14 protein-coding genes are annotated in these 12,449 nt (G+C 39.1%); 5 read left to right on the top strand and 9 right to left on the bottom strand.

Annotation, left to right across the window (positions count from 1 at the left end; translation table 11 throughout):
• Window positions 1–81 precede the first annotated feature (81 nt).
• From E3D81_RS13425 to fbaA, 5 genes are all read right to left on the bottom strand, one after another.
• Window positions 82–609, bottom strand: coding sequence for a ferritin (locus E3D81_RS13425; protein ID WP_099367974.1), 528 nt, complete (start codon window positions 607–609; stop codon window positions 82–84).
• Between the two features lie 200 nt (window positions 610–809).
• Window positions 810–1,172, bottom strand: a complete 363-nt coding sequence (locus E3D81_RS13420) for a DUF6686 family protein (protein ID WP_134777769.1) — start codon at window positions 1,170–1,172, stop codon at window positions 810–812.
• 255 nt (window positions 1,173–1,427) lie between these two features.
• Complete coding sequence (gene hpf / locus E3D81_RS13415) at window positions 1,428–1,769, bottom strand: ribosome hibernation-promoting factor, HPF/YfiA family (RefSeq protein ID WP_099367972.1); 342 nt, start codon at window positions 1,767–1,769, stop codon at window positions 1,428–1,430.
• Window positions 1,770–1,783: 14 nt separating this feature from the next.
• Window positions 1,784–2,665 carry a tyrosine-type recombinase/integrase gene (locus tag E3D81_RS13410; protein ID WP_134777768.1) on the bottom strand — a complete coding sequence of 294 codons (882 nt, stop codon included), beginning with the start codon at window positions 2,663–2,665 and terminating at the stop codon, window positions 1,784–1,786.
• Between the two features lie 166 nt (window positions 2,666–2,831).
• Window positions 2,832–3,911, bottom strand: coding sequence for a class II fructose-bisphosphate aldolase (fbaA, locus tag E3D81_RS13405; RefSeq protein ID WP_134777767.1), 1,080 nt, complete (start codon window positions 3,909–3,911; stop codon window positions 2,832–2,834).
• Window positions 3,912–4,089: 178 nt separating this feature from the next.
• On the opposite strand from fbaA, the gene E3D81_RS13400 reads away from it, so the two are divergent.
• From E3D81_RS13400 to E3D81_RS13390, 3 genes are read left to right on the top strand one after another with little or no spacing between them, the layout of a single operon-like run.
• Window positions 4,090–4,437, top strand: a complete 348-nt coding sequence (locus E3D81_RS13400; RefSeq protein WP_134777766.1) for an ArsC family reductase — start codon at window positions 4,090–4,092, stop codon at window positions 4,435–4,437.
• 3 nt (window positions 4,438–4,440) lie between these two features.
• Complete coding sequence (locus tag E3D81_RS13395; RefSeq protein ID WP_134777765.1) at window positions 4,441–6,411, top strand: M1 family metallopeptidase; 1,971 nt, start codon at window positions 4,441–4,443, stop codon at window positions 6,409–6,411.
• Between the two features lie 2 nt (window positions 6,412–6,413).
• Window positions 6,414–7,109, top strand: coding sequence for a hypothetical protein (locus E3D81_RS13390; protein WP_134777764.1), 696 nt, complete (start codon window positions 6,414–6,416; stop codon window positions 7,107–7,109).
• 268 nt (window positions 7,110–7,377) lie between these two features.
• On the opposite strand, the gene E3D81_RS13385 is transcribed toward E3D81_RS13390, so the two are convergent.
• Window positions 7,378–8,001, bottom strand: coding sequence for a DUF1543 domain-containing protein (locus tag E3D81_RS13385; protein ID WP_134777763.1), 624 nt, complete (start codon window positions 7,999–8,001; stop codon window positions 7,378–7,380).
• A 64-nt stretch (window positions 8,002–8,065) separates the two neighbouring features.
• Between E3D81_RS13385 and E3D81_RS13380 the strand changes: the two genes are divergently transcribed.
• Window positions 8,066–8,935, top strand: a complete 870-nt coding sequence (locus tag E3D81_RS13380) for a serine hydrolase (RefSeq protein WP_134777762.1) — start codon at window positions 8,066–8,068, stop codon at window positions 8,933–8,935.
• A gap of 417 nt (window positions 8,936–9,352) precedes the next feature.
• Here E3D81_RS13380 and E3D81_RS13375 read toward each other — a convergent pair whose 3' ends face one another.
• Genes E3D81_RS13375 through pdxH form a run of 3 tightly spaced genes read right to left on the bottom strand, consistent with a single transcriptional unit; the run spans window position 9,353 to window position 11,731 of the window.
• Window positions 9,353–10,552 (bottom strand): NADH-quinone oxidoreductase subunit D, encoded by a 1,200-nt coding sequence (locus E3D81_RS13375; protein ID WP_134777761.1) that lies wholly within the window; start codon window positions 10,550–10,552, stop codon window positions 9,353–9,355.
• A 35-nt stretch (window positions 10,553–10,587) separates the two neighbouring features.
• A complete protein-coding gene (locus E3D81_RS13370) occupies window positions 10,588–11,079 on the bottom strand; it encodes an NADH-quinone oxidoreductase subunit C (protein WP_134777760.1) in 492 nt (163 codons plus the stop codon).
• A 1-nt stretch (window position 11,080) separates the two neighbouring features.
• Window positions 11,081–11,731, bottom strand: a complete 651-nt coding sequence (gene pdxH, locus E3D81_RS13365; RefSeq protein WP_134777759.1) for a pyridoxamine 5'-phosphate oxidase — start codon at window positions 11,729–11,731, stop codon at window positions 11,081–11,083.
• A gap of 132 nt (window positions 11,732–11,863) precedes the next feature.
• On the opposite strand from pdxH, the gene E3D81_RS13360 reads away from it, so the two are divergent.
• On the top strand, window positions 11,864–12,430 hold the full coding sequence (locus tag E3D81_RS13360) for a YqgE/AlgH family protein (RefSeq protein ID WP_099365645.1): 567 nt from the start codon (window positions 11,864–11,866) through the stop codon (window positions 12,428–12,430).
• Window positions 12,431–12,449 lie beyond the last annotated feature (19 nt).

Genomic DNA, 12,449 nt, shown 5'->3' with positions numbered 1-12,449 from the left:
CGTTTAAACTTAAAATAATTGTATAAAAAAACGGGCTAAAAATTACTTTTAGCCCGTTTTTCTTTATTTTTTACGCGGAGATTATTCGCCGTCGAATGTTACTTTAACTAAATGACGATCAATTTCCCAACGACCGGTACCTTCTTCGCCGATTACATCGAACAATTCAAGGATACGACGTGCAATGTATTCTTCTTCTACCTGCTCTTCTAAGAACCATTGGATAAAGTTGAATGTTACGAAATCTTTCGCTTTGAAACATTTGTCAGCAATTTTGTTGAACTGCTCTGTTACGAACATTTCTTGCTCTAATGTTTGTTCAAATACACCTCTGAAAGATTCGAAATCAACAGGAACATTGGTTACTTCTGGAGAGATGGAACGACCACCACGTGCAGATATATAATTGAAAATCTTCAACATATGCTCACGTTCTTCATTGGATTGTTTAGAGAAGAATGCTGCAGCATTATCTAATCCTTGATCATCACACCAAGCAGACATGGATAAGTACAATGCAGATGCATGTGCTTCAATTTTAACCTGTGCGTTCAATATGTTCTCGATCTCTTCGGAGATGGATGTTTTTAATTTTAATAGATCTTTCATTTTTATATATTTTAAGTTCTGAAGGATACATTCCCTCTAACTGACATATCAAAGATACGGCTATTTAAAAAAATTTATCGAAAAAATCTGCTATACAAATTCAGTCTAAATTAAACGTTTAAATGGCTAATCTATTTAGAATCAGTATAATTACAAAGAATGAGAATGGAATGACAAAGAATAGTATTTCGATGACAAACTTACCAGGCTAATACCGCTTTTTGTTGAAGACAAGCTTTGATCTCACTATTCAATTCGATCATAAACTTAGCTCCTGCCAAGAGCTCCTGAAGTTTAAGTACATCTTCCACAGTCAGAATAAAAATCCTTTCCGAGCGAAAAGGCATAATAATTTCAAAATCAAAAGATCTGGAAGAATTGTTTAACATAGCTTCCACATCAATACTATCTATTGTTTTTTTGAACTGGAAAAAGTCTCGCACTTTAAAGGGCGTAGCCTCCCCTTGGAAATCCAACCAATAACAATTCTTTCTACTACACTGATATACTGCACCTTGCGCTGTCTGAAAAATCTCCTCGAAACTGGCTGCTGGACAAATCATCTGCTTTTTCCTTTAATTTGGAACAAATCTAAATATTATTAAGAATTAATCCAAATTGTGTTGGGGTATTTAGTATAAAGTAGTTAGTATTTTGTTAACAGTATTTAGTAGTTAGTAGTTAGTATTAAGACTTTGTATGGCGGCTACTTTTTTCCCCATCTTATTTTTCCCCATCTTACTTTTCCGACATAGGTCTAACTACTAAATACTAACTACTAAATACTAAAAAAAAGCCCTCTACCGAGGGCTTTTTCCTTAAAATTCTTCTTCTTCGTTCAGTAATTCTTTATGATTACTGGTTGCCGTTCTTGTTTTGGTTTTATGTTTATTTATTTGACGCCTGATGGATTCAATGGCAATATCTGTTGCTTCTTCAAAACTCTTAGCCTGTGCTTTGGCAAAAAGTTGGTTGCCAGGTACATTAAATTTTAGCTCGACGACCTTATTGGCTTCGTCATCCACATTTTCTAATCTGAGGTAGCAAACCCCTTCAATGATGTTGTCTAAAAATTGATTCAATTTCTCAGACCTCTTCTTAATGAACTCGATTAGTTTACTGTCAGCATTAAACTTAATTGATTGCACTGTAATGTTCATTTTTCCTCCTTTTTTTAAGCTTTTGGATGTGCTTGTTTATAAATTGATTTCAATCGCTCGGCTGAATTATGCGTATATACTTGTGTTGCAGTTAATCCAGCGTGGCCCAATAATTCTTTAATTGCGTTCAAATCAGCGCCGTTATCTAAAAGGGCAGTTGCAAAAGTATGTCTCAATACGTGAGGACTCCTTTTTTTCTGCGAAGTAATCATACTCAGATACTTTTTTACGATCTGGTAAATCATCTTTGCATATGCAGGCTTCCCTTCTTTGCTAACGATCAATTCTTCCGAAATGTTTTGGAATTGCTGTGCTTTTTTTTGTTGCAGGTATTTTTCTAACTCCCCAACCAAGGTTTTGTGTATCGGAACAAAACGCTCTTTGCTCCTCTTTCCGAATATAAGTATTTTTTTATTATAAAGATCAATATCCGTCTCCTTTATTTTTAACAATTCCGCCAACCTTATCCCTGTTCCGAAAAGCAATTCCAGCACAATGAAATCTCTACGGCTTTCAAAATCCTCCGCTTCTTGATCTAATTGCTCCAATAATTTCACCATCTTTTCCTTCTCCACCACTACCGGCAATCGCTTTGCAGTTTTCATGGCCTTGATCAATGCCATCGGGTTCTTGGCGATCAGTTCCTCGCGGAGCAAAAATTTATAATAGGATTTGATTGAGGAGATGGCTCTGTTCACAGAACTTGCTTCTTTCCCCTGCTCCCGCAGGGTTGAAAAATAGTATCGTAGAAACTTGTAATCAACTTCCTCAAAAGGCATGTTCTCGGATTCCAGAAATTTCAACAGGTTTTCCACTTCCATCTCATAAGCTGTGATGGTATGGGCAGAATACCGCTTTTCAAACTTCAGGAAATTAATAAATCTATCCTTATACATGTCCTAATCCTTATATGGTAATATTAACGATAATTATTGGAAAAAATAATGACCACAAACATTTTTGATGGTGATATGACAACAAAAAAGCAGGTTTAACCTTCCGATTAAACCTGCCTTATTATATTTTAAAAAATGGTTTTGAATAAAACCGGTAGATGTCGAATTATAATTTACTGTTTACATCAATAGCATTCAATTCTTCAAATGCCTGCGTTAAACGAGTAACGAATGCTTCCTCACCCTTACGCAACCAAACGCGTGGATCATAATATTTTTTGTTAGGCGAGTCAGAACCTTCAGGATTTCCGATCTGACCTTGAAGGTATGGACGGTTCTTTTCTTCATAAGCACGAACACCATCCCAAAAAGCCCATTGCATATCGGTATCAATGTTCATTTTGATAGCACCATAAGAGATCGCTTCCTTAATTTCTTCCGGACTAGAACCAGAACCACCATGGAATACAAAGTTAACCGGTTTTTCCGCCGTTAAATTAAATTTCTCACGGATATATTCTTGGGAATTGTGCAGAATAATAGGTTGCAATTTCACATTACCTGGTTTATATACGCCATGTACATTTCCAAAAGCAGCAGCAACTGTAAATTTATCCGAAACTTCAGATAGCTCTTTATAAGCATAAACTACTTCTTCAGGTTGGGTATAAAGTTTAGAGCTGTCCACATCAGAGTTGTCCACACCATCTTCTTCACCACCTGTTACACCCAATTCAATCTCTACTGTCATACCAAGAGGCTTCATGCGCTCTAAATATTTTTTAGAGATTTCGATATTCTCCTCGATTGGCTCTTCAGATAGGTCCAACATGTGTGAAGAGAACAAAGGTTTACCATGTTGAGCATAGAATTTCTCGCCAGCATCCAATAATCCGTCGATCCAAGGAAGTAATTTTTTAGCAGCATGGTCTGTATGCAAGATCACACCTACACCATAATGCTCTGCTAATAGATGAACGTGTTGAGCAGCAGATACTGCACCTAAAATACATGCTTGTAAACCATCATTGTTCAATGATTTTCCAGCATAGAATTGTGCACCACCATTTGATAATTGAATAATTACAGGAGAGTTCACTTTCTTAGCAGTCTCCATAACAGCATTGATCGAATCCGTTCCGATGACATTTACAGCTGGCAATGCAAAGTTATGTTGCTTCGCAATTTCAAATAATTCTTGTACTTGATCTCCAGTTAAAACACCTTTGAAATCTTTTAGGCTCATAGTTTTTCTATCTTAGTTTCTTTTAATAAAATAAAGATAAAGTTTTTTTTAGATTCAAAGAAATATAGTGTATAAAATACACTATTAAAATATGCCGTAAAATTCCCTATACACGAAACTTCTTTTGAGATAAATTAATATCTTTAGCTTTCAATATTCACATGGAAACAATTTAAATATGCTACAAGTTTACGGAATCAAGAATTGCAATACAGTTAAAAAAGCTTTAGACTGGTTGAATGAAAACCAAATCGCTTATGAATTCCATGATTATAAAAAAGAACCTGCTACAGAGGCCCAATTGCTAAAGTGGGAGAAAGAATTGGGCTGGGAAAGTTTAGTGAACAAAAAAGGAACGACTTGGCGTAAGCTAAGTCCTGAACAGCAAGCCCAAGTAACCGATGCCAAAAGTGCAAACCAAGTACTGTTGGCCAACAATTCCATGATCAAAAGACCATTGATAGAAACCAATAAAGGCCTTCTTCTTGGATTCAATGAAGAAGAGTACCACAATAAACTTAAATAATTTATGAGAAAGAACATGCTAATTCCATTTGCTGCAGCCTTATTATTAGCAACAACAGCAAATGCCCAAACGCAGGCACCGCAGGCGACAAAGGTTGAATCTAAATATGATTATAAAGCAGCTTTCAACCCTGTTTTTTATAACAATACCGGTTCGGTTTATCGTTCAGCTTCTGGCAAGCCAGGACATCAATATTGGCAAAATGCAGCAAATTATGATATCAAGGTCAGCCTGAATGACCAAACACATGAAGTAAAAGGAAATGTTAAAATTTCTTATACCAATAACAGTCCTGACCAAATGGATTTTATCTGGTTGCAATTGGAGCAGAACCTATTCAATCCAGAATCTATTGGTCAAGCGGTAGTTCCGTTGAGCAATAGCCGATACGGAAGCTCTGGAAATGAGTTTCAAGGTGGGTATAAGATCAGTAATGTAAAAGAGCATTCCGGAAAAGAAGTTAAATACAGTATCATCGATACCCGCATGCGCATCGAACTTCCAAAGACTTTGGCAGCGAATGGTGGAAAAGTAGAGTTTAGTATGGACTTCTCTTATATCGTTCCGGCAGAAGGTGCTGATCGTACTGGGATCCTGAAAACATCCAATGGTGATATTTACGCCATTGCCCAATGGTATCCAAAAGTAACGGTATACGATGATGTGAATGGATGGAACAACCTTCCGTATACCGGACCAGGAGAGTTCTACTTGGAATATGGAGATTTCAACGTGGAGATCACCGCACCTGCCAACCATATCGTGGTGATGGGTGGAGAATTATTGAATCCACAGGAAGTATGGACCAAAGAGCAGTTGGAGCGATTAAATAAAGCGAAAAACAGCGATAAAACCGTTTTGATCCGTTCTGAAAGCGAAGTTACAAATCCGAATTCTAGGCCACAAAAATCAACATTGACCTGGAAATATAGATTGAACAACACCCGTGATGTTGCTTGGGCATCTTCCAAGGCTTTTATTATAGACGCAGCCCAGATCAACTTACCTAGTGGAAAGAAATCCTTGGCGATGTCTGCCTATCCGAAGGAAAGTAATGGTGGAAATGCCTGGGAAAGATCTACGGAATACACCAAAGCATCTATCGAATATTATTCCAAGAAATGGATGGAATACCCTTATCCAGTAGCCATCAACGTGGCTTCCAATGTGGGAGGTATGGAATATCCTGCGATTGTTTTCTGTGGCAGCCGCGCTAGAGGCAGTAGCCTTTGGGGCGTGACAGATCATGAATTTGGACACATCTGGTTTCCTATGATCGTAGGATCGAACGAGCGTCTTTATGCGTGGATGGACGAAGGGTTCAATACCTTTATCAACGATCTATCTACTGAAGTGTTTAATAAAGGAGAGTACCATAGACCAAGAGGCAATAGAAATGCGATGACCCGGATGATTATGAACCCAGGTCTGGAGCCCGTGATGACAACCCCTCAGGGTATGAAAGAACGTAATATTGGTATGTTGGCCTACTATAAGCCTGGATATGCGATGCGTATTTTGAGGGATGAGGTGATCGGAGCAGAACGTTTTGATGCAGCTTTTCGTAAATATGTTGACTATTGGGCATATAAACACCCTACACCAGAGGATTTCTTCCGCGTGATCGAAAATGAAACCGGAGAAAACCTGAACTGGTTCTGGAGAAGCTGGATATTGAACAATTGGCAATTGGATCAAGCGATCGATAAAGTTGAATATGTGGATTCAGATCCAGCTAAAGGAGCCTTGATTTCCATCAGTAATCTGGAGAAAATGCCAATGCCGGTTGTTATTGAAGCCACTACGGAATCTGGAAAGAAAGTTCGCCATAAACTTCCGGTACAAGTTTGGGAAAACAACAGCACTTGGAGATTTAGGATGAATACTACAGAGAAGCTTTCCAGCGTTAAAATAGACCCAGACAATGTTTACCCGGATATTAGACCGGAAAATAATGTGTGGAACACAAAATAAGAATGAGAAATATAAAAGAAATACTATTGATGGTCATCCTGCTTTTTGCTGGGATGACCTTAAGTTTTGCCCAGGATATCAAAGGAATTGTCATTGATTTAAAAAGTGATAAAAGGATTTCTGATGTGCAGATCAAGAACCTTCGGACAAATAAGGAAACCAAATCCGATGCGCAGGGAAATTTTACCATTCCTGGCCAGAAATACGATTATTTAAGCTTAACCCTTCGTGGATATGATCGCGATACGGCTTTTATTTATCAGGAATTGGGAGATATCTCAAGGATATACATGGTTCCGGATAATTCGACCATTGTGATCGATGAGGTGGTCGTAACGAAGATTACAGATAGTCGGATTGCAAGGGAAATCGAAAGAGCAAAAAACAATAGTAAGGCGGTGGAGACGAGTCAAACTAGAGGTGGGTTGAGGGTTTCACCATCGAGGTTATTTGGAAAAGAGGCAAAACAGGCAAGAAATGCGATTAAGATATTGGAGCTGGAGCAGGAACAGCGTGCGGTGGATAGGAAGTTTACTAATGAACTTATTTTGAGTTTGGTACCTTTGAGTGCAACAGAACTTCCTCTTTTTAAGACTAGGTATAGGCCAACTTATGAATTTGTGAGGAATGCGGTTAAAGAGGATCTAACAGCGTATATACTGGTTTCTTACGCAGAATTCAAAAAAGGAACGAAATAGGAAATTTTATTTTTTGTTACCCTCCTCTCCGTCAATGCGAGGAGGTAAATCCTTCGTCAATGCGAGGAGCCAAACCCTTCGTCATTGCGAGGAGGCACGACGAAGCAATCTTCCCGCATGTCATGCTGAGCACAGTCGAAGCATCTGTTCGTTTTTACCCGTACAGATCCTTCGGCGATGCTCAGGATGACAAAGTCCAAAGATTGCTTCGTTCCTCGCAATGACGTTAGCGGATGACTGAAATGCGATTAAGGAAACTCCCAAAAACCTACCCTCCCAATTTACTTAATTTTAGATAACCGACTTCTAACTTATCCTCACTACTATTATCTGCTACATCACCCATTTCACCATCTCCTTCACCATCACCCCCTACAACCTCTTCAAAAACCAACTTATACTTTCCTTTCATCTCCTCCGTCAACAAATCCTCTACATTGTAAATATCATCCACATCAATCCCATATTTATCATCAATATGCGATGATTCATGATGTTTCCAAAAGACAGTTTGTTTAGCGATCCTACTTGCCTCTGCCAAATCTTTTGCAACCACCAATTGTTTATAATGATATTCTTCCATATCATTCGGCTTATAACCACCCAAATTCACAAAAAACAAATTATCCCTCAACGCTACATGCCCTCTTTTATCCAAATCACTATCCTCCTCATTTTCATCCATTCTTTCCTTAACAAAAACTTTAAAGCCCCCAACCCTACTTACCTTCCGCCAAGAATCAATATGCATCTTCCCATCCATTTCCGGCCAAAATGCTTTCATAGCAGGGACAAGATCCTTTAGCTCCTCTGCAATTCCGAAAAACACATCGTGTTGCTCAATATGTCTTCCAAGGGGTTTCCCTCCTATAACCAACATATATAAATCCATAGTAGTATATTTTTTATTTACGATTCCTTAACTTCGAAATCAAAATAACCAAAAATTCTAATCCATGAAAAAACTGATCGCTTTTTGCTGCTTAATATTTGTTATAATCGGAAATTCCCAAGCCCAAAAAATCGATAAAAAACTAACGGCAAAAATACAGCAGGAGATCAATGGTTTCCGCGGTGATATCGGTATCTATGTCAAGAACCTTAAATCCAAAAAAGAAGTTCGAATTTCTTCAGACAGTATTTTTCCGACAGCCAGTATTGTGAAAGTTCCACTTTTGGTTGGTATTTTCCAGAAAATAGACGCCAATGAAGTTCAATTGGATCAAAAGTTTATTTATAGCGATAAGAGAACTTATGGTGGATCAGGATTGATGCAGTTTTATAAGGATAGTGCACAGACGGATCTATCAACCATGATTTCCTTAATGTTGACCTATTCGGATAATGTGACATCGATCTGGATTCAGGAATTGGCTGGTGGTGGTCAAACCATAAACCCATTGATGGATAATCTTGGATTGAAAAATACAAAAGTGAATTCCAGGACGGCAGGTAGAGAGGATATCTGGAAAAAATATGGTTGGGGACAAACTACGCCATATGAAATTGCTCATTTATTTGAATTGATTAGGGATGGAAAGGTTATTTCCGAAAAACACTCGGATAAAATGTATAGGTTTTTAAAGAATCAGTTTTATAATGAAAGGTCCTTATCTCAGATTCCTGCTATTTATGCGACAATCAGTAAGACAGGGTCGGTTAATGATGCACGGGGTGAGGTTGTATTAGTGAATGCGCCTCATGGGGATATTGTATTTTCGATTTTGACGAAGAACAATAAGGATCAAAGTTGGACAAAGGATAATGAGGCTGAAAATTTAACGAGAAGGATCGCAAAGATAATTTGGGATCATTTTGAAGGATAAACGTCCTATGTCATTGTGAAGTCCTTCGTCATTGCGAGGAACGAAGCAATCTAACGTCATTGCGGCTTCCTTCGTCATTGCGAGGAACGAAGCAATCTTTCTACCAGTCATGCGTAAAGATTGCTTCGTCGTGCCTCCTCGCAATGACGGGAAAAGTTTCTCTCAATAACGAATACGCACAAATACGCATAAACGTACAAATACGCATATAACTAAAAAAAGAAAGGGAAGCAATCTGGCAATTGCTCCCCTAACTATTAACCAATTATAAACTTAAATTATGAGACAGCAAATATAAATATTATTTACATATCTCAAATATATTTTTTGCGCTTTTTTGCACGTTTCATTTTTTAACCGTCCAACCATTGCAACCACACCCTACCTATCCAACTCGCCAACCCTTACCAATAATTCCTACCTATCCACCTCACCAAGCACAATATCAATAGAACCCAATATCGCGATCAGATCCGCGATCAATACCCCTCTTCCCAATTCCGGCAAAACCGATAAATTATTAAAACTTGGTCCTCTTGCCTTCACCCTACGAGGAATATCCGTCTTTTCCGCAGTCACAAAATAAAATCCCAATTCCCCTTTCGGATTTTCTGCCCGAACATAATAATCCTGAGCTTTCAGGTTTACCTTTTTAGGAACCAAAGCCCTCGGATCAAAATCTACTGTCCGTTTAAAATCCCCCATCAATCTTTCCAAACACTGTTCAATAATACGCACAGACTCCTTCACTTCATCCACCCGCACCTTATACCTATCCCAACAATCGCCCAAAGAACCCATCTCCCCTTTTCCCACAGGAACATCAAACTCAATTTCCGGATAGACCGAATAGCCATCCACCCTCCTCAAATCCCATTTGATACCCGATGCACGCAGCATAGGTCCCGAACAACCATAATTAATGGCCACATCAGCAGGCAAAACCCCGATATTCGCCGTCCGCTGTATAAAAATCTCGTTATTGGAAAGTAGTCCATCCAACTCCTGCAATTTAGGCTTGAAATAGTCCACAAACTCCAAACAACGCTCCTCAAAATTCACCGGAAGATCATAGAAAAGCCCACCGATCCAGATGTAATTGTACAACATCCTCGATCCCGAAGCCCATTCCAACATATTCATGATATGCTCCCTATCCCTAAAACACCACATAAAAGGTGTAAAAGCCCCAATATCGATCCCATAGGTTCCAATAGCAATTAAATGCGAAGCAATACGGTTCAGCTCACAAACCAAAACCCGGATATATTCTATCCTTTTCGGAATCTTATCCTGTATACCCAACATCCGCTCCACTCCCATCACAAAAGCATGACTATTGTTCATGGAGGCCAGATAATCCAACCGATCCGTAAAGGGAATGGTCTTCGTATAATTGATGGACTCTGCATGCTTATCAAAACACCGGTGCAAGTAACCCAGATGAGGAATGATATCCTTAACGATCTCCCCATCAGTAATCAATTCCAACCGTAACACTCCATGCGTAGAAGGATGTTGCGGCCCCATATTGATCACCATTTCCTGAGAGGAAACCGAATTGATCCTCTCCTCGTAATCCCGAAGACCCCGTGTATATTTTTCGTCGATGCTCATCTTAAATAGGAAAATCTAATTGGATTCAATAATTATTACTTAATAGGGATTTGATGATAAGACTCTGGATCTTGATAATCCTTACGCAAAGGATACCCCTCCCAATCATCAGGCATTAAAATCCTCCTCAGATCAGGATGATCGGTAAAAAATATACCCATCAGATCAAATATTTCCCGTTCATGCCAATCGGCTGTTCTCCATACCGATGTAACAGAAGGAATTTCCGGAAGATTGTTCAGGCTACGATCATTTGCCAGCTTCACTTTCAAAACGCATTGCGTTTGGTAAGGAATGGAACTTAGGTGGTAGACCACGTCAAATTCAGCGGCCGGATGAAAATCCACCCCCGTTATGTTGGCCAAAAAATCAAAATAGAAACCTTCCGTATCACGCAGCAACTTGGCAGCCTGCAGCAGATAATTGGGATCCATATAGATGGCCGGCTGAAGACCATGGTCCTGAAGGGTAACAATTGCCTGCTCCCCTAGATTCCCCAGGATTAATTCTTTTACTTTTTCAAACATGCTATGGTGCTATACGATTGATGGACCAAGATCCCTCTTCCTGCTTATAAACGATTCGATCATGAAGCCTGCTGCTCCTACCTTGCCAAAACTCCATCCGATAAGGCTTCAATAAAAATCCACCCCAAAAATTAGGTCTTTGGATTTCCCCTTCACCCACTTCTGCAGCTACTTCAGCCACCCGATGTTCCAATTCTTCCCTATTATTGATGATGGCACTCTGCGGACTGGCAATGGCACCAATCTGACTCCCTCTTGGTCTCGAAGAAAAGTATTCATCGGATTCTTCTGGAGCCAATTTTTCTACTTCAGCCTCCATACGCACCTGCCGCTGTAATTCCGGCCAGAAAAACAACACCGATACAAAGGGATTGGCGACAATCTCTTGTCCTTTCCGACTATTATAATTGGTGAAAAAGCTGATACCGTCCGTTTTGATATCCTTCATCAATACAACGCGCGATGAGGGTTTCCCGTCTACAGAAGCCGATGATACCACCATGGCTGTAGGCTCGGTGACTTCACTCACCATAGCTTCAGAAAACCATTTCTTGAATTGATCAATCGGATTTCCCAATACTTCATTTTCGCTCAGACTGCTTTTGGCATAGTCTTCACGTATAGCCGCAATTTCTTTATGTTCGATGGACATGACGCTAATGTATTTGCTACAAACTTAACGAAATATCCATTTTTTAATAAAAATGATATTAAAATTATTACTATTTTACAATGGAATTAAAATCAAAAAACTATATTTTTGGTTAACATACATCTATACATTATGTTCAACGAATTTATACCTAAGACAGGAAGTTTATTGATTTCAGAGCCTTTCATGCTGGATCAGAACTTCGAACGTTCGGTCGTATTATTGTGCGAACACAATGATACAGAAGGAACGGTAGGCCTAGTCCTCAATCACCGATCCATGCTCTATCTATCTGATGTACTGGATGGTATGAACAACACGGAGATCCCCCTTTATTTTGGTGGCCCAGTAGAAGGAAATGCCCTCTTTTTTATCCACAAAGCTTTTGACAAACTCCAAAGTGGCAACCATATTGTCGATGACCTGTACTGGGGCGGAGATTTTGATCGCTTAAAGGAATTAATAAACAACAATTTACTGAACCAAGATGAAGTTAAATTGTTCTTAGGATATTCCGGATGGAGTATCGGGCAATTGGATCAGGAAATTAAACAGAACTCCTGGGCGGTGCATAATTCCTTTAATATCGATCTTACCTTCATCAATGATGGGGAAGATCTTTGGAAGGAAACCATCATCAGTATGGGACCGAAATATGCCCACGTCGCAAACTTTCCGAAGCGTCCGGAGTTTAATTAAAAAGATTTACACAAAATAT

Origin of the sequence: Sphingobacterium sp. CZ-2, assembly GCF_004526235.1 — a bacterium.
Classification (GTDB): Bacteria; Bacteroidota; Bacteroidia; order Sphingobacteriales; family Sphingobacteriaceae; genus Sphingobacterium; species Sphingobacterium tenebrionis.
Note: the sequence above shows the minus strand (reverse complement) of the source record. Positions and strands in the feature narration are given on the sequence as shown.

Bases quoted from the DNA above. Each gene is read 5' to 3' on its own strand.
- E3D81_RS13425 (WP_099367974.1), bottom strand. From the start codon at position 609: ATGAAAGATCTATTAAAATTAAAAACATCCATCTCCGAAGAGATCGAG.
- E3D81_RS13420 (WP_134777769.1), bottom strand. From the start codon at position 1,172: ATGATTTGTCCAGCAGCCAGTTTCGAGGAGATTTTTCAGACAGCGCAA.
- hpf (WP_099367972.1), bottom strand. From the start codon at position 1,769: ATGAACATTACAGTGCAATCAATTAAGTTTAATGCTGACAGTAAACTA.
- E3D81_RS13410 (WP_134777768.1), bottom strand. From the start codon at position 2,665: ATGTATAAGGATAGATTTATTAATTTCCTGAAGTTTGAAAAGCGGTAT.
- fbaA (WP_134777767.1), bottom strand. From the start codon at position 3,911: ATGAGCCTAAAAGATTTCAAAGGTGTTTTAACTGGAGATCAAGTACAA.
- E3D81_RS13400 (WP_134777766.1), top strand. From the start codon at position 4,090: ATGCTACAAGTTTACGGAATCAAGAATTGCAATACAGTTAAAAAAGCT.
- E3D81_RS13395 (WP_134777765.1), top strand. From the start codon at position 4,441: ATGAGAAAGAACATGCTAATTCCATTTGCTGCAGCCTTATTATTAGCA.
- E3D81_RS13390 (WP_134777764.1), top strand. From the start codon at position 6,414: ATGAGAAATATAAAAGAAATACTATTGATGGTCATCCTGCTTTTTGCT.
- E3D81_RS13385 (WP_134777763.1), bottom strand. From the start codon at position 8,001: ATGGATTTATATATGTTGGTTATAGGAGGGAAACCCCTTGGAAGACAT.
- E3D81_RS13380 (WP_134777762.1), top strand. From the start codon at position 8,066: ATGAAAAAACTGATCGCTTTTTGCTGCTTAATATTTGTTATAATCGGA.
- E3D81_RS13375 (WP_134777761.1), bottom strand. From the start codon at position 10,552: ATGAGCATCGACGAAAAATATACACGGGGTCTTCGGGATTACGAGGAG.
- E3D81_RS13370 (WP_134777760.1), bottom strand. From the start codon at position 11,079: ATGTTTGAAAAAGTAAAAGAATTAATCCTGGGGAATCTAGGGGAGCAG.
- pdxH (WP_134777759.1), bottom strand. From the start codon at position 11,731: ATGTCCATCGAACATAAAGAAATTGCGGCTATACGTGAAGACTATGCC.
- E3D81_RS13360 (WP_099365645.1), top strand. From the start codon at position 11,864: ATGTTCAACGAATTTATACCTAAGACAGGAAGTTTATTGATTTCAGAG.